This is a genomic window from Chloroflexota bacterium (genome assembly GCA_026713825.1).
In the GTDB taxonomy this organism is placed as follows: Bacteria; Chloroflexota; Dehalococcoidia; order Lucifugimonadales; family UBA1127; genus UBA1127.
This window is the reverse complement of record JAPONS010000025.1, coordinates 1-25,293: the sequence shown is the minus strand read 5'-3', so window position 1 is coordinate 25,293 and position 25,293 is coordinate 1. Positions and strand designations below refer to the sequence as shown.

25 protein-coding genes are annotated in these 25,293 nt (G+C 60.6%); 14 read left to right on the top strand and 11 right to left on the bottom strand.

Features of this window, described 5'->3' with window-relative positions:
* From OXC99_03055 to OXC99_03025, 7 genes are all read left to right on the top strand, one after another.
* A partial coding sequence (locus OXC99_03055; protein ID MCY4623965.1) for a hypothetical protein occupies positions 1 to 839 on the top strand: 839 nt, incomplete at its 5' end.
* Positions 790 to 1,491, top strand: coding sequence for a hypothetical protein (locus OXC99_03050; GenBank protein ID MCY4623964.1), 702 nt, complete (start codon positions 790 to 792; stop codon positions 1,489 to 1,491). The genes OXC99_03055 and OXC99_03050, both read left to right, overlap by 50 nt.
* Positions 1,492 to 1,504: 13 nt before the next feature.
* On the top strand, positions 1,505 to 2,125 hold the full coding sequence (locus OXC99_03045) for a Mov34/MPN/PAD-1 family protein (protein MCY4623963.1): 621 nt from the start codon (positions 1,505 to 1,507) through the stop codon (positions 2,123 to 2,125).
* A 5-nt stretch (positions 2,126 to 2,130) separates the two neighbouring features.
* Entirely contained in the window at positions 2,131 to 2,937 is an 807-nt protein-coding gene (locus OXC99_03040) for a ThiF family adenylyltransferase (protein MCY4623962.1), read from the top strand.
* A 50-nt stretch (positions 2,938 to 2,987) separates the two neighbouring features.
* On the top strand, positions 2,988 to 3,371 hold the full coding sequence (locus OXC99_03035) for a DUF2958 domain-containing protein (protein ID MCY4623961.1): 384 nt from the start codon (positions 2,988 to 2,990) through the stop codon (positions 3,369 to 3,371).
* A gap of 54 nt (positions 3,372 to 3,425) precedes the next feature.
* Positions 3,426 to 3,950, top strand: coding sequence for a hypothetical protein (locus tag OXC99_03030; protein ID MCY4623960.1), 525 nt, complete (start codon positions 3,426 to 3,428; stop codon positions 3,948 to 3,950).
* Positions 3,951 to 4,093: 143 nt separating this feature from the next.
* Entirely contained in the window at positions 4,094 to 4,441 is a 348-nt protein-coding gene (locus OXC99_03025) for a hypothetical protein (GenBank protein MCY4623959.1), read from the top strand.
* Between the two features lie 172 nt (positions 4,442 to 4,613).
* Here the strand turns inward: OXC99_03025 and OXC99_03020 are convergent, their stop codons facing one another.
* From OXC99_03020 to OXC99_03010, 3 genes are read right to left on the bottom strand one after another with little or no spacing between them, the layout of a single operon-like run.
* Positions 4,614 to 5,189: a TIR domain-containing protein gene (locus OXC99_03020; GenBank protein ID MCY4623958.1), complete on the bottom strand. Its 576-nt coding sequence runs from the start codon at positions 5,187 to 5,189 to the stop codon at positions 4,614 to 4,616.
* Complete coding sequence (locus tag OXC99_03015) at positions 5,186 to 5,653, bottom strand: hypothetical protein (GenBank protein MCY4623957.1); 468 nt, start codon at positions 5,651 to 5,653, stop codon at positions 5,186 to 5,188. Before OXC99_03015 ends, OXC99_03020 begins: the two co-directional genes overlap by 4 nt.
* 14 nt (positions 5,654 to 5,667) lie before the next feature.
* A complete protein-coding gene (locus OXC99_03010) occupies positions 5,668 to 6,159 on the bottom strand; it encodes a TIR domain-containing protein (protein ID MCY4623956.1) in 492 nt (163 codons plus the stop codon).
* A 1,737-nt stretch (positions 6,160 to 7,896) separates the two neighbouring features.
* Here OXC99_03010 and OXC99_03005 point away from each other — a divergent pair.
* The 5 genes from OXC99_03005 (at position 7,897) to OXC99_02985 (ending at position 14,992) form a co-directional block, all read left to right on the top strand.
* A complete protein-coding gene (locus OXC99_03005; protein MCY4623955.1) occupies positions 7,897 to 8,925 on the top strand; it encodes a ParB N-terminal domain-containing protein in 1,029 nt (342 codons plus the stop codon).
* A 439-nt stretch (positions 8,926 to 9,364) separates the two neighbouring features.
* On the top strand, positions 9,365 to 10,837 hold the full coding sequence (locus OXC99_03000; GenBank protein MCY4623954.1) for a DEAD/DEAH box helicase: 1,473 nt from the start codon (positions 9,365 to 9,367) through the stop codon (positions 10,835 to 10,837).
* A 3-nt stretch (positions 10,838 to 10,840) separates the two neighbouring features.
* The gene (locus OXC99_02995; protein ID MCY4623953.1) at positions 10,841 to 11,869 is read left to right on the top strand and encodes a hypothetical protein; all 1,029 of its coding nucleotides are present in this window, start codon (positions 10,841 to 10,843) and stop codon (positions 11,867 to 11,869) included.
* Positions 11,866 to 13,503, top strand: a complete 1,638-nt coding sequence (locus OXC99_02990) for a radical SAM protein (protein ID MCY4623952.1) — start codon at positions 11,866 to 11,868, stop codon at positions 13,501 to 13,503. The genes OXC99_02995 and OXC99_02990 overlap by 4 nt, the downstream gene beginning before the upstream one ends.
* A 64-nt stretch (positions 13,504 to 13,567) precedes the next feature.
* The gene (locus tag OXC99_02985; protein MCY4623951.1) at positions 13,568 to 14,992 is read left to right on the top strand and encodes an ATP-binding protein; all 1,425 of its coding nucleotides are present in this window, start codon (positions 13,568 to 13,570) and stop codon (positions 14,990 to 14,992) included.
* A gap of 1,181 nt (positions 14,993 to 16,173) precedes the next feature.
* On the opposite strand, the gene OXC99_02980 is transcribed toward OXC99_02985, so the two are convergent.
* A complete protein-coding gene (locus OXC99_02980) occupies positions 16,174 to 17,787 on the bottom strand; it encodes an ATP-binding protein (protein ID MCY4623950.1) in 1,614 nt (537 codons plus the stop codon).
* Between the two features lie 632 nt (positions 17,788 to 18,419).
* Positions 18,420 to 19,139 (bottom strand): hypothetical protein, encoded by a 720-nt coding sequence (locus tag OXC99_02975; GenBank protein MCY4623949.1) that lies wholly within the window; start codon positions 19,137 to 19,139, stop codon positions 18,420 to 18,422.
* Between the two features lie 665 nt (positions 19,140 to 19,804).
* Between OXC99_02975 and OXC99_02970 the strand changes: the two genes are divergently transcribed.
* Complete coding sequence (locus OXC99_02970; GenBank protein ID MCY4623948.1) at positions 19,805 to 20,113, top strand: nucleotidyltransferase domain-containing protein; 309 nt, start codon at positions 19,805 to 19,807, stop codon at positions 20,111 to 20,113.
* A complete protein-coding gene (locus OXC99_02965; protein MCY4623947.1) occupies positions 20,103 to 20,444 on the top strand; it encodes a DUF86 domain-containing protein in 342 nt (113 codons plus the stop codon). The genes OXC99_02970 and OXC99_02965 overlap by 11 nt, the downstream gene beginning before the upstream one ends.
* Before the next feature lie 83 nt (positions 20,445 to 20,527).
* Here the strand turns inward: OXC99_02965 and OXC99_02960 are convergent, their stop codons facing one another.
* The 6 genes from OXC99_02960 to OXC99_02935 all read right to left on the bottom strand — a co-directional run bounded on the left by OXC99_02960 (position 20,528) and on the right by OXC99_02935 (position 24,938).
* Positions 20,528 to 21,319, bottom strand: coding sequence for a hypothetical protein (locus OXC99_02960; GenBank protein MCY4623946.1), 792 nt, complete (start codon positions 21,317 to 21,319; stop codon positions 20,528 to 20,530).
* Positions 21,309 to 22,343: a hypothetical protein gene (locus OXC99_02955; GenBank protein MCY4623945.1), complete on the bottom strand. Its 1,035-nt coding sequence runs from the start codon at positions 22,341 to 22,343 to the stop codon at positions 21,309 to 21,311. Before OXC99_02955 ends, OXC99_02960 begins: the two co-directional genes overlap by 11 nt.
* 22 nt (positions 22,344 to 22,365) lie before the next feature.
* A complete protein-coding gene (locus OXC99_02950) occupies positions 22,366 to 22,689 on the bottom strand; it encodes a hypothetical protein (protein ID MCY4623944.1) in 324 nt (107 codons plus the stop codon).
* 200 nt (positions 22,690 to 22,889) lie between these two features.
* Complete coding sequence (locus tag OXC99_02945; protein MCY4623943.1) at positions 22,890 to 24,098, bottom strand: hypothetical protein; 1,209 nt, start codon at positions 24,096 to 24,098, stop codon at positions 22,890 to 22,892.
* A 287-nt stretch (positions 24,099 to 24,385) separates the two neighbouring features.
* Positions 24,386 to 24,523 (bottom strand): hypothetical protein, encoded by a 138-nt coding sequence (locus OXC99_02940; protein ID MCY4623942.1) that lies wholly within the window; start codon positions 24,521 to 24,523, stop codon positions 24,386 to 24,388.
* Between the two features lie 46 nt (positions 24,524 to 24,569).
* Positions 24,570 to 24,938, bottom strand: coding sequence for a signal peptidase I (locus OXC99_02935; GenBank protein MCY4623941.1), 369 nt, complete (start codon positions 24,936 to 24,938; stop codon positions 24,570 to 24,572).
* Between the last annotated feature and the right edge of the window lie 355 nt (positions 24,939 to 25,293).

Here is a 25,293-nt window from a genome sequence, read left to right as displayed (position 1 = left end):
CCCGGCTCCTGCGGCGCCCGCCGTCGCTGCGGGAGCTGGTGACGCTGGTGGGCTTCGCCGGCGACTACGCCTGGTTCGCGGGGCTGGTGCGCCGCCTCTTCCCCGAGGAGGCGGAGGCGACGCTTGGGGCCCCAGACGTCCGGGAGCGAGTGGCCCGCTTCACCCGCCTCTTCGCCGCGCGGCACTTCCCCCTCTACACGCCCCATCTCGACTTCTACCTGGACGAGGGCGACGACCCCCCCTTCACCTGGCTCCGGCAGGGCATGCCCTACGAGCTCATGGGCTTTGGCGAGGAGGGGCTCCACGAGCTCTGGGACGGCTACCGGGAGGGTCTCGCGGCCCTGGCGCTTTTGGCCGCGCCCCCCGACGTCCCCTACCTGGATCCCGTCGGGCTCCAGGTGGCGTGGATGGAGGCCGCCGCCGCCCACATCCCGCCCGCGACCCTGGGGCGGATTCCCGCGGGGGGCATCCCCCTGGACGCCCTGGACGCTGCGGCGGCGGGCGCCGGCTACGCGGCGGCCGCCCAGGCCGCCCGGTGGGTCTGGGCCGAGACGGGCAACTTCTTCCTGGACGCAAGCTACGACGACGGGATGTACGACGGCTTCGCCGACCCCTGGGAGGACGACATCATCCAGGAAGCCACCGCCGAGTGGCGGCGGGCCACGGCCCTGATGGACGCCGTCGGGGCGCTGGCCGACTGGCTGGAGGAGGACCTGCCCGCCCGCTTCGCCCGGATGCTGGACGCCATCCTGGCGCGGCTCCCCGATCTCGACAAGGAGGCAAGCGACCATGACGACCGAAACCGGGTCGGCCCGGTGGTCCCTGCCGGGCATCGATGAGGCCCCACGGGACGCCCTCCGGCTGCAGCTGGAGGTCTACGAGGAGACGGTGCTCCTGCGGGGCTTCGACGCGGACCTCTCGTGGGTGCGGACGGTGTCGGCCGACACCGTCGCCCACGCCGTGACCCGCCACCTGGGCTTCTCCTCGGGGCTCCTGCCCAAGGACGCCCTCTGGTGGCAGCAGGGCGAGACCGGCCGGGTGGTGGCCCTCTGGCGGCCGCCCCGGGTCTGGGCGGTGGCCCTGCAGCGGGAGGCCTTCAAGCCCCCCGCGCGGCTTCGGCTCCCCATGCCGGGGCTGGTCTTCGTCTGCTCCCCGGGCCGGGCCCCCTGGGTCTACGCGGCCAGGGAACGCCCTACGGACCCCGAAGAGCAGCTCTACCGGGCCCCCGCCTTCAACGTCTTCAGTGACGGGCGGGCCTGCCCCGGCACCCACCGGTTCCCCGAGGAGGTGGACGCGATCCCCGAGAGCTTCTTCCAGTCCTACTTCTCGGGGACCGGCGACACCCGGAACCGCTCGAGGAAACACCCCGACGACCTGCACGCCCTCTGGGAGGAGCTCGATGGAAAGTCTGACTACCCCCTCGACGACCTGGTGCCCCAGTGCACCGTGGACCACGCCCTGGCCGCAACCCAGGGCCGGCGCTTCCGCTAGCCCTCCGCCGCCGGTGGGCCACCTGGTCAACCACCCCGGCGGCACCGCCGGCGCCCCGGGCGTCGGCTACGACTACGTCCTCGCGGCGGACGGCGTCTACGTCCAGGCCCAGGGCGCGCACCTGCAGGCCCGGGTGCTGGTCGCCCCCTGCCGGATGCGCGGGCTCGCGTCCCTGGAGGCGGGAGTGGCCCTCCGCCACGGCCCCATCCCGCTGCGCCTCCTGGCGGGGGGACTCGCCTGGTTCGCCGAGGATCCCGACACCGAGCGGCTCTTCGCCGTCCGCTGGGACGGGGACGCCTACCGGCTGGTGGTCCCCCCGCAGGCGGGGACGGGGACATCCCTGCGCTACGTGCCTCCCCTGGGGGTGGTGGCCGAGGTCCACTCCCACGGGCGCGCGCGGGCCTTCTTCTCGGCAACCGACGACCGGGACGAGCAGGGGCTCCGCGTCTACGGGGTGGCCGGGCGGCTGGGCACGGCGCTGCCAGAGCTCCGGCTCCGGGTCGGCGTCTACGGCCACTTCGCCCCGGTGGCCCTGGCGGAGGTGTTTTCCGGCACGCCGCCGGGGTTCTTCCGGCTGGCGGAGGAGAAAACGGGGCCAAGGCGCCCCGCACGACCGAGAAGACCGAGGAGGTGAGCCCCGTGGCCTACTACCTGGACAACACGCACCTGGTCGACAACCCGTGGATCACCGTGGTGGGCTGCGGCGGGACCGGCGGCTTCGTGGCCGAGGGCCTCTGCCGCCTCTTCCAGGGGCGGGAGGCCACCATCGTCCTGGTCGACCACGACCGGGTGGAGCCCCACAACCTGCTGCGGCAGAACTTCCTCCCCGAGGACGTGGGGCGCTTCAAGAGCCAAGCCCTGGCCGACCGGCTGGCCCGGGCCTACCGGCGGCCCGTTGGCTACTCGGTCTACCCTTTCCGGGAGGACGCGGAGACCTACGGGATGCGCCGCTACCCCGGCCTGGCCCCCGACGGCGCGGGCCTCATCCTGGGGTGCGTCGACAACGCGGCCGGCCGCCGGGCCATGGCCGACTGCCTGCCCGGCAACCCCGGGGTGTGGCTGGTGGACGCCGGCAACGACACCAACTGGGGTCAAGTCCTCATCGGGAACGTGGCCGACGAGATGACCTGGGACGAGGGAGCCTTCACGGGGGAGACCTGCCACCTCCTCCCGGCTCCCACGGTGCAGCGCCCCGACCTGTTAACGGCCGTGCCCACGGCCCCGCCGGACGTGGACTGCGCCGCCGCCCTGGACCTCACGGACCAGGACCCCGTCATCAACCAGGTGATGGCGGCCCTGGCCCTCCAGGCCGTCCGCCGCCTGGTGGCGGGCACCTGCCCCTTCATGGCCCTCTACCTGGACATGGAGCAGGGGAGCGTCACGCCGACCTACGCCACCCCGGAGGCGGTGGCGCGGACCCTCGGCGGCGAGCACGGGCCCGCCTAGCGGCGGGCCTGCACCGGCTCGGCACTGAATAAGCAACCGGAGGAGACACCATGCACGAGACGATAGAGAACGCCGGGGCCACCGGCATCTGGCGGGACCGGCACAGCGGTACGCGCGGGCACGCGCTCATGACCGAGGAGGTGGGGCGGACGGTCCCCGCCCTCGGCGCCAACGAGGACGCGGCGGACGCCGACGCCGTCCTCGCCCCCGTCAAGTTCTTCAGCCCCTACACGGGCTGGCGCTGGTACGTTACCGAGTGGGACGCCGAGACCGGACTCTGCTTCGGCTTGGTTGAGGGGTTCGAGACGGAGTGGGGCTACTTCGACCTGACGGAGCTCGCGGAGGTGACGGTGTTCGGTGGCGTCCCGGCCGTGGAGCGCGACCTGTACTGGGAGCCGCAGACCATCGGCGCCATCCGGCGGGAAGCACGCTAGGAGAAGTGCGCATGGCCGACGCGCGCGAGGAACACAAGAAGGAGGGAAGGCGCCATGGCACAAGTATCCAGCACTGACACGCCAGTCCCCGACGCCACAACCACTAGCGCAGGCCTCTTCGGCGACGACGAATCGTCTGCGCCGGCTGCAGGCGCAGCGGACGAGCATGCCACGGTCGAGAGCACGGAGGCCGAGCAGGATGCACCAGACGCCAACACCGCCGAGGCCAGCCCTGGCGACGCGGGCACGGAGGCCGCCGCGGCGGAGGAGCTGAAGGTGGTCGTCTCCGTCCAGGGAGAGCGGGCCGTCATAGGGGTGCGGCGCACCGGCGCGGACCCGCACATCGAGGCCTTCGACGGCCGCGACCTGCCCGCCCTGGCCCGGGAGGTCCCGGCGGTGGTCGAGCGGGCGCGGGCCCGATGGGAGGAGTCCCCCAAGCACCCGGCGCACACCCGTCCGGCGCCCGCCAAGACGGCGACGCCCGCCAAGCGGCGGCAGCGGGGCGCCCAGGCGCAATCCGAGAGCCAGGCGCCGCAGGACGGGGCAGAGCAGCAGCCCGAGGCATTGCGGCTCTTCTAGGGGCAGCGTTCAGGGCCACGGAGCCGGTCGGCGCGGGACGCTGACCGCGGAGTTACGGGGGATGGTCGTCGCAAGGGTGCGACGGCCTCCCCCGCCCATCCATATGTGTGACCCTTTTTGCATTTGCGGAAGGAGAGGAACCCATGAGGCTTCGCAACGACAGGAAATCGAAAGCGACGCCAGAGACGAAGAGGAGGTACGACGTGATGGAGATGCACCTATTTGACGAGAACGCGAGCCGCGAGGAGGCCTGCTGTGGGGCCGCCAGCGAGACCGACTGCCTGAGAGCCGTGAGCGGCTACCTGGAGGATCGGCTGTACGGGAATTCGGTTGGCGTCATCTGCGAGGCGTGCATGGCCCTGACGGTACCCTTCGCCGTGAACCGAGCCCGGGATCTGGAGGCCGAGGGTCGGTGGGACGAGGCGGAGGAGTATCGCCAGCTTGCCGACACACTCCTACGGGAGACCGGTCTGGGACATCGCTCGGGCTAGGAGGCTGGCCAGGGCATCCATGTGTGCGCCCTTTTTGCGTTTCAAGCCCGCCACGCCACCCTGTGTGAAGGCCCTTACGTGTGCCCGGGAATCCGAGCGGCGGCCCACCGTTCGGATTCCCGGTGCATCGCCGCCCCCGTCTCCCTGCCGGGCATGGCGGACCTGATGCTCCCTAGTTCTGCCAACCCAGTGAGCATTCGCCACGCCGATTCTCAGCGAACAGGTCAAGGCTGTCATCCGGCCAAGGCGCCTTGTCCTTCCTCAGGAGCGCCCTGCGGACCTTCGTCATGACTCTCCTGGCGACCCATTGCCGAGGCCACTTGTAGATGACCGCAAAGGGATCATTGCCGTCAATGTTGCACGCCAACCTCTGCGGGATGAGGCGGGGATTGCGGTCTGCGGGCTCTGCCCAGAAGTCGGGATGTGTCGGCAGCAACAGACCGACCAGTCCGCCCCGCTCATTGTTGCGCCGGTCAATGAGGCTGGCTGAGATCTCCCAGTCCACGTGCCTGCGTTGCCAGGTGCATTGGCCAATCAGCACGATGGTGACGGTGGCGTCCGCAATGTGGTTATCCCTGATCCTGCGGCATATTTCGGCAAGAGGAAGGTTCGTGTCGTGAATGTCTCCGGGGCTGACGGACTTGTCGATGGCCTTGCTGGTCAATGCCTGCACAAGGCGGCGCTTGTATTCCTCGTCGTCCTCGTGGAAGTAGCTGATGAACACCTTGGGCTTGGGGTCCTGGTTCATTGCAGCGCCTCCGCGGGAGTGACTGAGGGGAGTATAAGCAGCCAGGCGAGCACTACCGTGGCGACGACCAAGGGGTAGAACAGCCATATTGAGACGGAGCCAAGGCATCGCCCAACCAGGAGTAGGCCCATCCCCGTAGGGGCGACACGGTAAACGTTGGTGGGCTCTAGTTTGCCCCGGTGCAGCTTAGCGACGAAGGCGTTATGGGACTTGATGAACGCTCGCTCCAGCGCCAGGTAGTAGGAGTCGAGTACCCCGAACAGCGCTGTCGGCACCAGCGCCAGCAGCGCGTGCTGCGGTTCCCCGGTCCGAGCCACTAATACCAGGACAGCGGCGACAAGGGTGACGCACCACATCTTGCACGCGCGGCTGTTCTCGGCCATGCGCTGAATCACGCCCTGCATGATGTTCAGATGCGTCTGAACGGCGGAGGATTCCGCATCTATGGGTTTCTGCTCTGCCATGTGGGTGAGTACCTCTAGTACCTGCCACGAATTGTAATGGCCTCTTCAACCCAATTCGCCATGTTGTCGGCTATGTGCTTGTACACGTTTTCGCTGAGTCTGTACGGAGGGTCGTAGGCCTTCACGATTCTAGATAGGTTCCTGCCTTCCACGTTGAATCCAAAGGGGTTCTGACCCTTGGTGGACTGGTTCTTGTACCTATCCTGTAGGCCGTGAATGTAGATGCCCAGCAAACCCTTCCCGTCCTTCCAAGCCTTCTCTATCTCGTACTTGATCCACTTGCGGCCAGCCGTTTGGCTTCCGATAAGGACAACTGCACAAGACTTTCCATGCAACTGACCGTCAATCCATCTTCGTATCGCAGCATCTCCGCCTCTTGTAACCGTTTCCCAGTCATTATCGGAAACAGCTGCGTTGCCCTCAACCATACCCATGTTCCGCACCTGTCCCGCGCGCCAGTTGTCCGGCTTGTAGTGAAAACTGAAAAAGACTCTCCGTGTGACCATCGCCTCCCCTCCCCGTCATCCCAACAACGCTCAGTTCTGCCAAGCCCCCAGCAGGCCACTTCATGGCAAACGACTCGCCATGCAGAATACAGTGTTGTACAGGCCCTAGGAAGATTCGAACCTGTTTGTCGACCGTCTCAAAGGTGTTGGGTGGCGGAGCCACCAAGCCTCCGCTCTTTCCATTTGCATTGCTTTGGGCCTAGCGCCCGCATCAGTGTAGAAAGCACTCGCCGGCGCATGAAGGGTAGCATTGTGCCGAGGCAGCTCTGGCAACCAAGGCGCTGGGCGATGGCTTTGCGTAGTTCAGCCCCACCGTAGGCGGATTCCTCGGACAATGCCCGTTGGTTGTGAAGGCTTTTCATGCGGCCATGCACTATTCCACCTTGTCCATGGCCGCGACCAATACATGCTTCCCGTGCGACGCAGTGACAATGATGTGAGGGCGCAGCACAAGGTTGTCCAATTGGACGCTGGACTCACGACACACCTTCGCCTAACGGGTAGGGACAAAGGCCCTATTACGGCTCCAGACCACACCTCGCCGTGAAAGACTCGGAAACGCATCGAACCCGTCCCACACCGAACGGTTATTGGCTTTCCTTAGGCCCAACCAACGCTCCCAATTCTATGCGTCGCATTCATAGGCAAAAGGGTCTCAATCAAGACAGGGGATGCAGCTTCGCTCGGCACACTTTCGGTCGTGTCGGCTGGCTTCGGAGACCGGGTCCACAAAGTACACTCAATCGGACTGACATTGGGGCGCAAGAGCCAGCAATCGTGCAGCGTGAACGCGAACAGTATGCCCCGCTTGTTGGCGGCAATGACCTTGGACGTGGATAGGTGCTTTAGGTGTCGGATATGAATGATGTCGGAAACCAAGCGGTCCCACAAGACGGCACGCGCCCCATCGATGGAGGAATGAAGGTAGCCGTCCCGCGCCCTCGCCATGTTGATGATCCTTAGTCGTATCTGGTGCTCGTCAGGGTCTATGCCAGCCTCAAGGGCATAGTTGAGCAGGAAGCGCTCTCCTGCCGGTTGAAGACATGCACTGCATGGTGATCGGCCAAAGCGTGTGAGTGACCGTTAACGGAGACCTCGGAGTCGGCATTGTTCAGCAACCCCTACCCATGAATCACTTGCATGATTCTCATTCAACTACCCGGTCTTATAGGTTGCACTTCGGCACTACCATCAACCTTAAGCCTAAACCCAATACCTCTCCAGCGCCTAAGCAAAAGACAAAGTCCCATCGAAACAGTACCGATGCCATCAACGGCCAGCCTCGATGCCGCCCAAGCTTAGAACCGCATTCGCGCCCTTCGTAGCTAGCAGCCCACCAACCATTGTAATGGCCACAACCACTGCATCATTTGCCAAGATCCAGACGCGAATCTTATCGGCAAGTGATGAGCCAACATGAAGCCATAATGCAACATTCGGATAGCAGGGTTTAGACCTGCCGGTTGCTGCGGCAAATCTGGACAAATCCCCCAGCATGGTGGTGGGTACCGAATTGACACTTTTCGGTATTCGGTATTGATTGAGCTAGACTAGCCTTGCCTCGGGATGGCTTAGTTCCTAGAATCGGGCTGGAGTGCTGCTACTGTGACTTGGGGAGACCAAGCCAGTCCTACTTTGAAATTGGGACCGAAATCAAGTAGTCTCCATGGTTGGAGGTACAGTCTCGCCTTCCGCCGCGACGGAGACCAGTCCACTCTGTAACCCTCAGGGGCTCATATGAACAAAGCAGAACGCATACCTGTGGATAGAATCGTACTGGACAACTCGAACCCAAGGATCAAGCACTACTTGGAAATGTACACCGTCCTGAACGAGGAACACATGCTATTGGCCCTCGGGGCCGGTTCTGAAGATGAGGGCGGTTCCACCGCATTGGGTTCGTTCGAACGCTTGAAGCATTCCATTAGGGCCTCCGGCGGTATCATACAGTCGATCATCGTTAAACCGCTCCAAGAAGGGCGATTCCTTTGCATTGAAGGCAACACCAGGGTCGCGATTTACAGACAGCTCAGGAACGAGGACAAGGCCTTAGGGCAGAGTGGCGACAGGTGGAACTACATCCCCGCCTTAGTAAACGACCAGATGGATGAAGAGGCCGCGCACAAGATACGCCTTCAAGTCCATTTGGTGGGGAACCGTCCGTGGGATGCCTACTCCAAGGCTAAATACCTCCACGAACTAGTGGGAGACTACAAGATGCCGTTGGGGGAACTCGTCAGCTATTGCGGTGGGTCTCGGAATGATGTTCTGCAGTCCATAAATGCTTACCTCGATATGGAGAACCATTACAGACCGGTGATAGATGGCATCGACGGGGATTTTGACCCGTCCAGGTTCAGCGCCTTTGTGGAACTACAAAAGCCCGGAATCAAGCAAGCTATATATAAGGCGGGATTTAGCGAAGGCGACTTTAATAAGTGGGTCGATGAAAGAAAGCTGTTTCCTTTGGCCTCCGTTCGAAGGCTGCCCCAGATCCTGGACAATCCTGGGTCCAAGCGCGTCTTCTTGCGTGAGGGAGCCCGAGCAGCCATCAATACCCTTGACGCACCGGACTTGGACACCCGGCTACGGGAAGCGAACATATCACAATTGGCAAGGGCGCTCCAAGAGAAAATTGGGCTGCTTCCGTTTGACGATGCTGAGAGAATCGCAGGGCAACCAGCTTCCGAAGAACACCTAGAACTGAAGGACCTCCTGATGTCACTGGGAGATCTTCTAGGTATTGAGACTAATCCAAGTAGCTAGAGTGGGATTGCGATGGCGGAGAGTTCCCATCATCAGGGACTCGTAATGAGGGCCTCCCAGGCAGTGTGCGCGGCGTTGGGCGGGCAGGGTCGCTTCACATGCTATATAGATGGTTCATCTGCATCCGACGGTTTCCCACCAGAGATCGATGGGTATCGCCCGGACGTATTCGCCACAAATGAAAACTTCGTGGTAGTTGGGGAAGCTAAGCCTCCCTGGGACGTTGAATCGAGACGTAGCGAGCACCAGCTTGGCGCCTTCCTGCATTACGTTGAACAAGAACCCTGCCGACACATGGTGTTGGCGGTTCATTGGAGCAGCTCCGCAACCGCCAAGTCAGTCTTGAAGAGTATTGCCTATGACTGGCCGGCGGTTCGCGGGCGCGTACACATACTTGACGGCCGGTACAATCTGACTTTGCCGGTAGAGCAGGGGTCTCATGCTGCGTCCAACTGAAAGTGTGCCATTTGCTGCTCGCCGCGAGGCTCTTCCTTTCCAGGCAGAAGCAGTCTTGGCGACGCGGGAGTTGCCTTACGCCGCTCTATTCCATGAGCAGGGACTGGGAAAGACCAAAATGGCGTTGGACCTAGTCCTACACTGGCTTTCGTCCGGGGCTGTGGATTCGGTGATGGTCGTCACGAAGAAAGCTCTAGTTCCAAACTGGGAGCGTGAAACCAGACTTCACACCAACCTTCGTCCTGTCGTACTCAGCCAGGACCGACGCTCAAATTTCTTTGCATTCAACCGCCCAGGAAGGCTCTATTTGGCGCACTATGAAGTTATGCACAGCGAGCGGGGCAGGCTCCTCCTCTTCGCGAAAGCCCGTCACCTAGGTATGATTCTCGATGAATCGCAACGCATTAAGAACCCAGGTTCCAAGGTGGCCATAGCACTACATTCCCTAGGGCCGCTACTTGCCCGGCGGATAATCATGACCGGCACACCAGTAGCCAACCGTCCGTACGACATCTGGTCTCAGGTCTATTTCCTCGATGGTGGGGAATCACTGGGAAGGTCCTTCTCTGCGTTCAGATCTGAAACTGATTTCAAGAAGAAACTCGGAGAAGATGAAGGTGCGACTGCCGACTTTGAAAAGAGGCTTGGCGAAGTCTACGGAAAGATTCGCCATTTTGCCATTAGGGAAACGAAGGCGAGTACAGAACTCGGATTGCCTGGAAAAGTCATCCGCAACACACCGGCCTACATGGAGTCAGGTCAGTCGATTCTATACCACAAGTTTCGGCGCGACTTGGCGGCTGAGGTCTTGAGGGACGGCCTGACCACCTGGGACGACGTGGAAGAGATACTCAAGCGGCTATTGCGTCTGGTGCAAGTGGCTTCCAACCCGCAACTGGTTGACCAGGGATACGAAGGGGTACCGGGCAAGTTTTGCGTATTAGACTCCATTGTAGGCAATGTGCCCTCCACCGGTCCAAAGGCTATAGTCTGGACCAGCTTCACAGAAAACGTCAGCCGCATCGCCCAGCGCTATCCGCAGATGCGTCCTGCTAGGGTTCACGGGCGACTGTCCATCGTCGACCGTACTCGCGACCTTGACCGCTTCATGGAGGATCCTAGTTGTCGATTGCTTGTGGCCACTCCCGGGTCAGCAAAGGAAGGGCTGACGTTGACCGTGGCCAATCACGCTGTATTCTTCGACCGCACGTTCAGCTTGGATGATTATCTGCAAGCCCAGGATCGCATCCACCGAATCTCCCAGACAGACGAATGCGTCGTTGAGAACATTGTCGCGGTGGGCACGATCGACAATTGGGTTGGAGAACTCCTGTCTGCCAAGGAACTGGCTGCCGCGTTGGTTCAGGGAGATGTCTCCCGTGAAGAATATCGTGAGCAAGCTACTTACGCTTTCAACCAACTGCTGCAGGGAATCCTGAACCCCTCGGAGGATTAGGACATGGCCAAGGTGCTCAAGCTTCGGAAGAAGGAGATCCCCTACGAGGAGATTCAGGTTCCCGTGGAACAACTCGCCTTCTACCCTGAGAACCCCCGCATCTATTCTCAATTCGCAGGGTCGGGAGACCGGACACAAGAGAATATTCAGTCGAAGCTGGAGGGCATGGACCACGTCAAAGAACTCCGCTCACAAATCGACAAAGACGGTCAAGTAAATGAGCCCCTCTTCTGCATACCCGTGTTGCCGGAGTCTGAACTGCATGGACTCTTCAAGTACCAGGTGCTGGAAGGGAACAGCCGTCTTGCTGCCCTGCGGATGAACAAGAAGGGTTCACTGCCTCCGCCGCGTCTGACCTGCAATGTTCTCGACTTCTCGGCCTACAGCGAGCAGGAAACTGAGAGCTTGATATTTTCCCTGTTAGGCCAGTTTCATATCATTGGCAAGACGGATTGGCGTAGCTACGAGAATGCGGCTTACATTTACCGGCGGTTCAAGAACCATCAAATCCAAGTCGAAGACATTGCAAGGGAGATTGCCCTATCACCCACCAAGGTGCGTCAGATGGTAAATGCCTTCCAAATGATGATAGACGCCGGGGACGACAACACCTCGAGGTGGAGTTACTATGAGGCCTATGCTTCCAGCACCAAGCTCAGGAACCATCGAGAGAATATCCCTGGGCTACATGACCGAGTTGTTGAACTAATCAAGGAGGACAAGTTTCCCCGCGCTCTGGATATGCGGGATAAGCTTCCGGACATCCTGCGTAACCAAAGGGCCCGAAAGATATTCCTCGACCAGAACGAACCCGAACCCTTTAAGGAAGCCCTCGCGGTTGCGGATATCAGTGGCGACACCGACGCCGCTTTCAAGCGCCTCCAGCGGTTCCGCATTGACTTGGCGGCCACCCAGACGAGAGGCCAAATCACCAAGTTGCTTCGGAGCGACAGTTCAAAGGGCCGAACCGAATACGAGCTGAACCAGATCGTGAAATTTGCCAACCAACTCTTGAATCGAGCGGCGAAATGAACACCAAGAACATATTGCTGATCGAACCTGGGTACCCGAATAAATACCCGCCTTTGGGCTTGATGAAATTGGCCTCATACCACGGTCCAAACGGTAGAGGGGACAACGTCATCTTTGTGAAGGGCGAAGCCCCCGGGGTGTTGGATACGGCTTGGGACCGTGTCTACGTTACCACGCTTTTCAGCTTCGAGTGGAACCGTACCGCCGCCGCGATCGATTTTGCAGTTCGCGCCGCTCGCGGCCAGCAGGAGCGCGTTTTCGTGGGTGGAATCGCCGCCTCTCTGATGCACGATGCGTTCCTCCTAGAACCACGTTGGGCGGGAGTTCGATTCATCAAGGGTTTGTTGGACGGGCCACCTTCCCTGTCGCTTAGGCTATCCGCCGAGGAGTTCGAATTCGGCGCCGAGGACCTGACCGGTAAGCCGATCGAGGAGCTCATTCCCGACTACTCAATCCTAGACCATGTGGTGTATCGATACCCGGTCAACGACGCCTATTTCGGCTACGCGTCCCGGGGCTGCATTCGGAAGTGTGCGTTTTGCGGTGTGCCCGCCCTTGAGGGCGACCAGCGGGAAATGCCGCCACTTACAGAGTTGGTTAACGGGATTCGGGAGCGTCATGGTGAAAAGAAGGACATGGTTCTCATGGACAATAACATCACGGCCTCCTCCCGCTACCAGGAGGTAATCGCAGAGATCGTAGACTTGGGATTCGAGCGCGGCGCGACGTTGGCCCGTGACGGCAAACCCGCTGTCAAGCGTAGAGTGGATTTCAACCAAGGGGTTGATGCTCGCATCCTTGCCAAGTCCCCGATGTTTCTAAAGGAGATGGCCAAAGTCTGTATCAGCCCACTGAGAATAGCCTTTGACCACATGGGCGTCCGCAAGCCTTACATAAAGTCTGTTCACATGGCAGCCGACAACGAGATTACTTCGCTGTCAAACTACATGCTCTACAACTTCATGGATACTCCCGAGGACCTCTATGAACGAATGCTAGTGAATATCCATTTGAATGAGGAACGGGGGATTCACATCTGGTCCTTCCCCATGCGCTATCAGCCTCTCCAGCTCAAGGACCGGTCACATGTTGGCAAGAATTGGAACCGATACTACCTCCGTTCCTTTCAGATCATGCTCCAGGCAACGCGGGGTGTCGTTAGCGGCAACCCGTCTTTTTTCCGGCACGCCTACGGTCAAGACCAACAGGAATTCCTACATCTGATCAGTCTCCCCCACGCTTTTATATTCCACCGAGATTACTTTCAGTACGGAGAGGGCCGGAGTCAGAGGGACGAGTATGAGGCATTGAGACGCCGTCTGTCTGAGAGCCAGGAAAAAGAGCTAATTCGGCTTCTCGCCGGCCCCCAAAGTGCGCAACGGCTCGACGAGGGGTCGTACTTCAGGCTGGCCAATGACCATTCGATCGACCCCTTGATTCGGCAGGTTGTCGGTTTCCACACTTTGGGTACCAAATACGCTCCCAGCGTTATGGGCCCAGAGTCTCTTCCCCTTTACGCTAAGCTTGATACTGACCAGCCTACACCACCCGAAGATGAGGTGGTGGAAGACGCTGGCTTGTTTGACCATGACCGGACTATCGAGGCGCTCGGACTGGCCGCTGAACTACCATGAGGTGCTATGAGTGCAAGATGTAACTGACACTGGTGTGAGCGTGGGGCCTTCCATATTGGGCCTAGTGACATCAGGAATCTTCGACGATCCCCTAGCAATCTATCGCGAGTACATTCAAAACGCGGTAGATGAATTGTCTCGTCAGAACGAAGTTGATGGCCAAGTCGAGATAACCATTGATCAACGCCAAAGAAGGGTGTCCATTTGCGACAATGGTCCGGGATTGACTTACCAAGAGTGCCTCGAGGACTTGGTCCCCATATCACAAAGTAAGAAGTTCCTTGGTCGTGACAGAGGGTTTAGGGGAATCGGCAGACTGGCCGGTCTCGCATTTGCTGAATCGGTTACATTTCTCACTCGTGCCAGTGCCCACACCCCGGTTACCCGGGTTGCTTGGTCAAAGGCGGAACATCAAAACCGGTCCAATCCCATGCGGTCGAAGGAATCAGACGTTCACGACTGGGTGAGGGTTGAGGTGCTAGACGACTTCGATTACCCAGAGCACTTTTTTAGGGTTGACCTTGAAAAGATTAGCCGGCACGCTGCAGGGGCGCTGTTGAATCGTGAGGCCGTCCGAGGCTTCATCGCGGAGACTTGCCCGGTTCCTCTGGCACCGGATTTCCCCTTTTGCAACGAAGTCTGGGAAATATTCCCACCTCAGCAAGCGCCATATTCACTTCAGATTACATTGGACGGTGAAGATCAACCCATAATGAGACAGTATGGATCAGCGATTGCCCTTGCTGACAAGAAAGAGGATCGATTCTACGAAATCGAGGTAGTTCGAGTTCCATCGATAGATGACAAGGAGGACGCTGCCGTCGGGTGGATAGCTCACTCGTCCTATCTCGGTGCAATACAGAAGGGCAGCAGGGTCCGCGGATTGAGGGCACGGCTGGGTAACATCCAAGTGGGCGACGAGCGGGTATTTGACCACTTGTTTGAGGAAGAGCGATTCAATCGCTGGTGCGTAGGTGAAGTGCACGTCTTGGATTCACGCATTGTCCCCAACGGACGGCGTGACTATTTTGAGCGTGGCCCTCACTTGAGGAACCTGGAAAACCACCTTGCGCCCATCATTAGTCGAATAGCTTCAAGATGTCGAGCAGCCTCAACTGCTCGCAATAGAGAAAAAAGGCTGGTCTCTGCTATTGGTGATCTTGAGGACATGTACGAATTGGCGGCTTCAGGTTGCCTGACATCCGACGCTGCCAGTGCTTTCGTGGAGAAGGCATTGCAGCAATTAGCAAAGACTTACCATGAACTGGATTCTTCGGGGATTGAGAAAGGGTCCATACAGAGGGTGTGCGCCATTGAAGAGAAGTTGCGTACCTTCACCCCTAATGGTAAGCGTTTTCCCGTGTCTGGCTTGTCCCGCTTAGAGGAGGATGCCTACCGAAGAGTTTTCCGGGCGATTGCAGAATTAGTGCCGTCGGCTCGCTCGGCGAAGGAGATTATGGATTCCGCCTTGAGGTACGCCAAGAGCTGATGGTGTGCGGTGGAGCCGCCGAGACAAGGCTGCTACGGCGCTTTTCTGAACTTCACGAATTTCTTCAGACTGTAGGCTGTCCAACTTAGCATGTTGGCTCTTCGGCCCCTTGGGCACTGGATGCGAGCGGAGCGTCAGCATTTACGGTAACCTGGGTTTCCTTGTCCGAGGGTCTGTAATCAAATTGTCACGGTGTTGTATGAACCACGCTGCGGAGTCTGGCGACTCTCTCTTCCCTGTGGGTTCCCCAGGTTCCGGTTCCCATTCAAGCGTTCCGTCGTCATTGGCGCGCACACTACTCGCTCTGGTAAGGAATTGCTCTGGCAGGAACAGAGGGCTCGACACTGTCTTGTCTCCAAACCGACACAACGCCATCATGTGCAGCATTGGGCTAGAAACTTCCCTGTCCGTTCCAAAGTCTATCGGGGTACCCCAATACTTTGTGACCGGGAAAAATAGTGCAGAGATGTTCGGGTTTCCAAACCACTTCCGCAGTTGATCATGAATCAGGGTCTTGAGTGACCAACTGTGGTTGCCTAGAAGGAAACCCCTCGTTGGTAAAGGGTCCACAACTTGGCACAGGTCCCAATAGTCTCGCGAATCAGCAAACGGGTCAGCGAAATGCTCCAACAGCTTGGTGACACCTATCTGATCGCGAACGGTTAAGAGCAACAAGAAATAGCCCGCTCCGGTTTCTGAGTCATAACAGGCTTCCTGGTCACGCAAGATTTGCCGTATGGCTTCAAAACGCCAGACTTGTCGCCCTGCTTCAAGGGTTTCGACTGGACTTGAGATCTCGTCACAGAAGTCAAGGTTGTACAGAGTCACAAGATGATTCTGAGTATAAGGACTTCCGTCCTGGTCCCGGCGCATAATCACTACTTCTTCCATAGACCCCAAATAGGCATAACCACCAAATCCGAATTCTCGCATTCTAGTTCGCAATTCTAGGATGTTCCTGCGCCCATCCCTGTCCTTCCGATTGGGTTTGGCACGCGTTTCGAATGCGACAACTTCATCCACCAAATCGCGCCACAGCTGCAGGTCCAGTAGTTCGATTCCTGGGAGTCCCATGTATCGATATCGGAATCCGTATTCCGTGCTCAAGAATCGAAGGAGAGGGGTATTCCAGGCCTCGCGAACTGTCCTCTTACCGGGATTGTCGAAAGGATTTCGCACGACTAAAGTTGAGTGTCCAGCTGTTCTCTTAGGTCATCGACGATTGCCTGATAAACTTCAGGGGCCAGCTGTTGACCTTGAATGACTTCATCGAGTACCCTAATCGCTTCCAGCCATTTGGTTTCGTCGAGCGGAAGGTATTGTTCGACCAACGAGAAGATGCCTAGGGGTTCGGCAGATTCCGAGGAATTCGATTTGGGGCGCAACGAAGCCTCACGCTGAACAGCCTTTGAGACCTCTGTTTCTAGTCTTAGAGTTGACCGGCGGCTCTCTGCTAATGCAGCCTTAACTAGTCGGCCTGCACCAGTAGCAAGATCCCGGTTTGACGACAGGCCTTCCGGGTCTAAGCCCTCCAATCGCTTGCGATGAGGACTCAATTGACGGTTGATCTCTGATATCTTTGCGTTGTACTCCAGTAGCCGGTCTCTGTCTCGCTGAAGGAGAGGGAGTTCCTCGGTAATCTCAACTAACTGTTGTGTAGTCTTTGACAGAACCTCTCTGGCCCTTTCAGACTCTTGAATGTTGTTTGCCCAACGGTCAATTGCCCTTGTCAGCTTTGGCAACTGAGTAACGAATTCTTGCCGTGTGCTATTGTGCTCGAAATCACTCCTAGCGGCGTTTGGGATGAGTCGCTCGTTAGTTACGATGACTTCTCCAGTAATCCGTCGACTGTAAGTTGGTCTTCCAAAGAAGGGTTCTAGGTATTGGCGGTCCGAAATAGAAAACCCGAACTTTTTCAGTAATAACCCTCGGAGCTTGATGTCCTTTATGGTTTCTCGGGCGTCGTTAACGCAGACCCAAGCAAACCCGAACTCTTGGCTGTTGGGTCCCTTGATGTCAAAGATTGCAGGTGCATGCCGTCCCTTATTCTTGAACAGGGTATCCGTGTATGGGCGGTAGAGGGCCCCTTGTTGGTTTCCAATTTGCAGTTGCAAGGGGATCACCCTGTAATCTCGTTGTAGGAACCTCTTTTCGATCGCCTTTCCGTATTTGAAGTCAGGAGCAAAGGGGAGAGGGACCACATTACGAAGGTATTCAACTACCTGGCCCCAATCATTCAATTGCCCATAAGCAGCGGGCAACAAACCGCTCATGACCACAGTGGTCCCAAATCCTCGATAATCCTCTTCGCCTCGAGACTCCATGAATACCGATTGTTCCAGCAAGCGCTCCAAATGCAGTGCAGGGGGCAGACCTCTGGAACGTCTCTCTTGTTCTTCAAGCAATTGTGTCCTAATGCCGTAAAAGTCAAACGTCAACTTGTAAGTGTTTCCGTCTGTCCGCGACTTGGTATAGACTTCTAGGGAGTCGCATATGTTGAATCCACTGTAAATCCCAATTCCTCTGAATCCGACGTTTTCTAGAGGACTCTTGTCCGAAACTCCAAAGCGAATGGCGTTTCTGGCTTGGTCCCTGTCCATACCACTCCCGTCATCGGTGAGCGATACAACGTCCGGGTCGATGATTAGCCGTATTTCGTCGGCCGCGGCATCTACAGCATTCTGAATGTACTCTCTAAGCGCATCTAGGGTGTTTCGGTACAAACCAGTTGTAAGAATAGGTAGGATTTCACCCCCGATGTCCTCCTTAGCGAAACTAACGCGACTTCCAACCATCAGCTTCCCCTTAGTGAACGCCCATTGTTTCAGGGCAACCTGGATGATGTTGTATGCGACAGACTGAGATAATATTGCATTGCGCCCCTTGGACTATCCTAGACTTCCACAATCCTCCCATCCTGGATTGCCCTCTGTAGGATGTAGAATGCCATCTTGAAAGGAGGCCACGAACCAACTAGGGTTCGCAAATTTAGGTCTTGTCGAAGCAAGACTAACACAGTAGGTCATCGCAGGGAACAAGAGCCACAACTTGCGCAATTGGCGCCACCGCTGGCACGACAGCGGGCCGCGACTCCATTTCTGTCTTAAGCCGATTTGAGCTTGAACAAATTGATTACACGTCGACTCATCCAAACCAATCTGTTGCACTCACCCTCTAAGGGGCACGGTCCTGGAGTACACAATTACACTCTGGCAGTTGGCTCTTATGTTCTGGCTCCGGACGTACCCTTTCGTCGAGACCGTGTTCCGGTCCGCGCCCGTCACCACGAGCAGCGCAAGTTCGCTTCGACTACCCGGCATGGCCCGAGGCCGCCCGCCATCCTGGCGAAGGCCTCAGCTTCGGCGCGGTTCCAACTGATCACCTGCGCCACCGCACTCACCGTTGAGCCGAGGAGCTCGGAGGCGTCTTAAGTGTTGAGGTCGTAGAACCACTCCTTGGGGACCCTGAGGCTGGACTCCATCACAATAGTCACGTAGTCGAAGGTCGCCTTGTTCCAAGTGACGATGGGCAGGCCCATCGTCGTGGTCCCGTCGCGGAGCAGGCCCCGGAGGGTGCCGAGGGCCTCTTGGACGATGCCGTCGTCGGCGGAGGCGTTGTGGCCTGCGCTGAAGGCTCCGCTCAGCGTATGACCACCGTCGAAGAGCCGATGATTTGCCCCGCCTTCGTGCGTGGCGATGTAGGTGGCGTCCATCGCCTTGTCGTAGATGGTCGCTGTCCCCTTCACCATGCCCTGCATCAGGTCGTTGAGGTCCACGGCGAGATTGCTGGCCAGCAGCCCCTGTGCGGTACCCACCAGGTCCAAGGCGGCCTGCGTGGCCTTCTCCAGCGTAGCTCTGGCCGCAGACGCTGCCCGTCCCGACGACCTTCCGGCCACCCGGGCGGCCGTCGCCGACGCGGCCTTCCCAGTGGCGCCGGCCGCTGAGACCCGCGCCGTGGCCCCTTGGGACGCGGCCCGCACGCTCCTCCTGGCGGCGGCCAGGCGCCAGTCCTCCGCGGGCCCGGGTTCCTCGCCGCCCCCATCCGCAGGCGGCGGAGGGGCGGTCTCACCGGGGCCTTCCTGCGGCCGTCGACGGCGCAGACCCTTCGCGGCGCCCCCTGCGGCCTCGTCCTTCTCTACCGGTCTCATCGGCCCCTCCCTGCAGGACTTCCCATACCACTAGCGGCGGCCGCCGCCGCTGCGTAACATGTGTCGCCTCACGAAGCAGTACGCAGCGAGAACCATCCCCAGCGAGAGGCCGATCCGATGGCCGACCAAGGTTACCTGATGGCCGTCGCTAATGGCAAAGAGGAGCACCACAATCAAGACCGTCAACGCCAACACCTGATGCGCCTCCAGCGGCCACTTGAGGGGGTTGGGCGGAATGTCTTGGGGCGCTTGGCCACCAGTCGCCGGCAAACGCGTAGGCCCGCCGCAGCGCGCCCCCTTCCCATGCGCACATGGCCACCGAAGAGGTGCGGAGGGCGAGGAGTGGGTATGCGGCATTGCAGAAGCCGACCGACGGACGGCGTCGGCCTTTGCGAGAGTGCGCCTCCGGCCTTGGTCGGTGGTTGCGGCCTCGTCCTCACCCCCGGCCGCTCCGTGGGCGCCGCGCCCGACGAGGGCGACAGCGAGCTCTTCGCCGAGGAGGTGGCCCGCCTAGCACGAGCCATTGGCGCGGGCAGCAGGCCGAGGCCGCCCACGTCGCCGCCGCCATCGGGAGCGGCGGGCCAGGCTCGGGTTCGGGGAGAGGTAGACCCCGCAACAGCCAGCCCTTACGATGGTTGCAGAGGCCATGGGAAAGGACGCCGGCGATGGTGCAACTCATAGCAGACCGAGCAGCCGAGCTGGAGGAGCTCTGCCGCCGTTGCCGTGTGCTCCGGCTGGACGTGTTCGGTTCCGCAACCGACGCCCGCCGCTTCCGGCCGGAGAGCGACCTCGACTTCCTGGTGGAGTTCCACCCTACCCTAGTTTCCGGGAGGGCCGACGCCTATTTCGACCTCCTCTTTGGCCTCCAGGATCTGTTCGGGCGGACAGTGGACCTCGTGATGGCCTCCGCAATCCACAACCCCTACTTCCGTGAGTCAGTGGAGGAAAGCCGGGAGCTCGTGTATGCAGCGTGAGGCCCGGATGTACCTGACGGACATTCAGTCCGCCGCCAGGAAAATCCAGGAATACACTGGCGGCAGGCAGTTCTCTGACTACGAAGCGGGAGAAATGCTGCGAGACGCGGTGGAGCGCAAGTTCGAGATCATCGGCATTGCCCTAGCGGAGCTCGCCGCCCGCGACGAGGCCCTCGCCCACCGCATCAGCGACTATCGGAAGATCATCGCCTTCCGCAACGTCCTAGCCCATGGGTACGCCCACGTAGACAACGCGACCGTTTGGGACACCGTGGTAAACAACCTGCCATTGTTGGCGCGGCAGGTTGACGCACTGTTAGAGGGTACATAAGGGGTTCAGAGAGTGTTGACACGGCCGCCGTCGAGGGTTCTTGTAATGTTGCAGGGTAGGCTGAAAAGCGTGTCGTCGTCACTTCAATATAGGGCGCCGGTCATGAACTGGGCGGCCGCGACCGGACCCGGTCCGTCCATGCTCCCAAAGTCCCTGGCTATCACGTCCAGGGCCGCTCTCACGTTGGCATCGGGCAGGAGGGACTGCATAGTTCGTGCGACGTCCGGGACACCGACGCCCCGCCATAGGTAGAAGAGGTCGTAGGCGACCTTGTTCTCTGCTCGGTTCCCGAAGGCCAGGGCCTTCAGCATCGTGAACGCCCCGGCGCCGCAGACGGGGACGGAGCGGGTAGCATGGGCTCCCGAACGGACGGTTTCCGATAGTTCCTTCCACACGCGGTCATTGAAGGCGAGTTCAAGGTCCGGTGTCTCGACCGCCGCGAGGTCTCTTTCAATGTGGACAAGCTCTCCCCCGTCGGCACCCTCGCCGGCAGGGATGAGGAAATCCACCGTCACCGGGTCCCGGGTTCCTCCCACCCAGCGCTGCAGGGTGCTGTTGCCCTCCGCGTTCACGTCCGGGGCGAAGCCCGCGTCCCGGAGCCTGGCGCTCAACTCCCGGTAGCGCTCCTCATTCATGAGGGCCAGGGCAAGCCCCATGTCCAGGTCCATGGTGCCGGCATGCGGCTCCACGCCTTGCGGCTCCACGCCTTGCGGCAGCGCCCCTTGGTCAACGAGGAGATAAGGGGCCAGGCCACCAACGATGACGATGTCGTCGAGGAGATCGCCCAGCTTGGTCGCCATGTAGAGGCAGGTCTCACGGACACGGACCAACTGGCCGCTGCTGTATCCCGCGCCGGTCTCCGGCTTACCGGTCATGGCCGCCTCCCTGCAGGATGAGCCGACGCAGCGCGTCTGCGGCCTCCGCCGACCGTTCGGGATGCCCCTTGAGGTCGAGGTAGGCCTGGACGGGGTGCACGGCGCGCACGCCGTCGACGAGGCTGGCTCCCGCGAAGACCCCATTGTCGTTGGGCACCACCAGCCAGACGTTGGCCCCGCGGGGCTCCTCCTGGAATCCCAGTGCCTCGGCAACCGCGGGCGAGGGGTATTCGCCGAGGTACACAGTCACCAGGCGGAACCCGGCATGGCGGGTCCAAAGCCAGGCCGCGGGGAGCGCCGTGACCGCATAGGGCACCTCGATCGTCGATAGGGACCGAGCGATGGCGTCCACCAGTTGGTCGCCGCTGGCGGCGGCGATGTGGCCGCGCACGACCTCGTGGCGGTCGAACCGGTAGTCGTCCCGCCAGGCGTCGAGGAGGGCGCCCGCGTCGGGGACGTGAATGCCACCCTCCCCGCGCTTGACGAGCCCCAGCTCCAGCAGCTTGGCCACGATCCGGCTGGTGTGTCCCGCATCGAGGCCGGCGGCTTCGGCCAGCGCGCGCTGGCGCCATGTCGCACTCGGTTGCATGAGCAGGTGGCGGGCCACGCGGGCCCCTCGCGCCCCGAAGGCGGGCTCCGGCCGGCCGGGCCGGCGGAATAAGTTGGGCTGCCCGAGGTTCTGGTAGAAGACGCCGGGGGCCATGATCCGGGCGTTGCCGGAGAGGTCGAGCCAGGAGAGGCCGGCCTCCGCGCAGCGCGCCCGCGCCGCTTCCCCCATGTAGGGCACGGACAGCACGGGGATCACCCGTCTGGGCAGGCGACGCCCTCTGGCTTGCAGCTCGTGGATGGCGGGTGCCACGTGTCCTAGGGAGCCCGACCGCTTCCATTCCAGGGCGAACGTGTGGCCGCACGCCATGCCACGACCGTCACAATGGTGAACGACGCTGCCATGAGCAGGTTCACCACCCCGGCGGCCAACAACACCCACCGGGTCGGTGTCATAGGTCACCTCTCCGTTCGTCAAATGCCCGTTATAGTTAGCAGCTTCAGCGATACGCTTCCCAGGCGGCGTAGGGGGGCTTATCCATAAGGTCGTATGCGGTAAGCGCCGCCTGGTCGCGGTAAAACACCATCATCTCGTGTGGAAGTCGTGGGCCGATGGGGTCCTGCCGGCGCACAAAGTCGATCTCTAGCTGTTGCGCCATTTCCTGCAAGTGCTTCTCCAACACATCAGCAATATCTGTCGTTACTCGCACTATGGCAACAGAACATAGGCCTTTTGCGACCATTCCTGCGCTGATCTGTGCCTGTCCTAGGTAGTAGTAGTGGCCTATTGGCCCTACAAGGTCAATGTATTTGTCTGATTGCATCCCTCCCCCTTCCTCCAGGTTCGTGATATACCGGTTATGGTGCGTAGAGATGGAGCTGCGCCCACACCAGCTCCTCGTTGGATTGGGACAGTGTAAGCGCCAAGACAACGAAGATCATCGCCACGCCGCACGCAGCCAAGAAGTACACTCCCATCACGCCTCCTCCGTCGATCGAGATTAGCCACCTCCGTGGGCGGGCCTCACAGGCATGGGTTCGGTATGTGCCCTGGGTATCGCGATTCCCGCGCGTTGCTGAGCCAGCATTGGTAGGCGCGATATGCCCGGACGAGCTGGGTGTAGGCCGTGCCGCTGGCGTAGCAGGTCTGGGAGAAGCTGCGAGAGCAGCCGTGGCGCACGCGCAGTTGTCGGTAGTTCTCTTTGGCGGTGTTGACGCCGTCGCGAAGTTCGGCATTGGCGGGCCGAGTGTTCTTGTGAATCTCGACGATGTAGTCTCTGACGGCCGAGTGCGGGATCCAGCAGTCGGCGTCATCGTTGGCGTCGCCCTTGGGCAGGTATTCCCGTACGCCGTTGATGGTCCTCACGTCGATGACACGGTGGGCGGTGTGCCCGGTGTCGCCGGGCCAACAGCGCGCGCCTGGGAAGGTGATGGTGGCGCCCACCACGACGTCATCAGGCGTGAAGTCACTGAGCCATGTGGCGCTGTCGAGGCAGGTGAGCAAAGGCTCCATGCTGCCGGTGCAGGCGAACCCGGTTGTATACGTGTCGCCAGGCTGAAGGATCAGCGGCCGCCGATATTCCTCCAGGTGCGCGATCTCCACCCGGAGGGCATGGGACTGGCCCTTGAGGCTCTCCACGGTGCCCACCTCAGCGATCAGGCCGGAGTGTTCCTCCCGGAGCTGCGCATAGTTCCCTTCCACCAGCGCCTTTTCTTCGGCGAGGCTGGATGCCTGCTCAGTGGAGGCTTCCAGCGCCGCCTGCAGGTCCGACTCTCTTGCCAATGCCCCCGTAAGGTCCACAGTGAGCCCAGCGTTCTGGTCTCGTGCCGCATCGAGGTTGGCGGTCAAGACCTTATTGTGAGCCGTCGCCACCGTGAGGTCCGCGGTCAAGACCGTGTTCTTGTCTTTCACGGTGGCAAGGTCGACCGCAAGGGCATCGCCGCGCTCATGCGCAGTCTGCAGCGCCGCGGTCAGGTCGGCCCGCTCTTCCTCGAGGGCGTGCTTGTCGCGCTGGAGTTGGTTCCGCACCAAACGCTCATCGGCCAGGGCATCGGCAATCCAGGCGAGCGAGATCTGCGTTGCCGCCAGGGTTGCCCGGGTTTCCGTGAGGGTTGCCGTGGTGCCCTGCAGGTCCTCTTGGGTGCCGTACAGCACAAAGGCGAGCCAGCCAGCGACGCCGGCCACGAGCGCGGCGACCGCCACAAGGCTGATGATCCAGCGTTGAGGCGTCATACCTCTTCCTCCAGGTTCGTCATATCGTGCTTATGGTGCGGCGACTTCGATCCCCGGCTCATCGGTGCCCGGATCGAAGTCGCCGCACCAATCACTTTCCATGGTCAAGGGCCATTGCCCTGGCACCAGCAGTCCCTCATCTCTGCCCGTCGCTTGAGGCGCATAGCGGTGACAGGCGCCTTGGCGAGGCATTCTCGTCGCGACCCAGAACTTACACTCGTCGCAAGAACCCATCATTTCATCCTCCACTCTCGTCATATGCCCGTTCCTGCAGTGCGGGCGCCACCTCACCGGCCCGCCCGGCGGCTCCACAGGGTCAGCGCAACCAGCACCGCCCACCCGCACCCGGCCGACGCGGGAATCGTCACCACCATGGAAGCCCCCAACGCCTGGAGGGCCATGCCGACGCCGACCGTAACCCGCACGCGATCACCCTGGCCGCCCAGGAGTCCGAGAACATCACCGCCTCCTCTAGCTACCCAGCTTGTGCAGCAGCACCTGGTACACCCGCTCATGCTTCACCCAGCACGAGTCGGGGAGCTTGTTGGCGTCCCCCTTCATGCGGTACTCCGTCTCGCCGTCCACTGTCCGCACGTCGATGATCCGATGGACGAATTGCGTCATGCCGGGGCTCCTGTCGCGGAAACACGCCTGAAACACGACGATCTGCCCCACGGCAAGGGGCACCGACTCTGGGCCCACGTCCTCCACGGCGTAGCGGTCCCCGCACGACAGCGCGGGCTCCATGCTCCCGGTACACCCGATCTGGATGTACGGCTGGTAGGTGCAGGCCTGAAACACGATGTAGACCACCACCGCAGCCACCATGAGCCTGACCATTCCGCCTCTACCTCCGCTAGGACAGCAAGAACGTCCTCCCGGGTCCTGCCCGGCGCGTCATTCCAATCCTCGATGACGAAGGCTCCTGTGGGGATCGCCCGGCGGATGGCGTAGACCACCTGCATGTAGGCGCTGGGTGCTATCCTGTACAACGCCCCCTCGACACGCAGCCGCACGGCGTCCACCGCACCCACGATGGACCATGCCGCGGCGGCCGGGCTGGGGGGGGGGGGGGCCCACCGCCCCGTCGCGGCCCCGCGCTCGCGCTCCCTGCCCCCATCCGTGCCGCATATAATCGCTTGGCCGCCACTTCCTCCTTGGCTCTCCCGCCATTGCCATCATCCGCTTCCCTGGG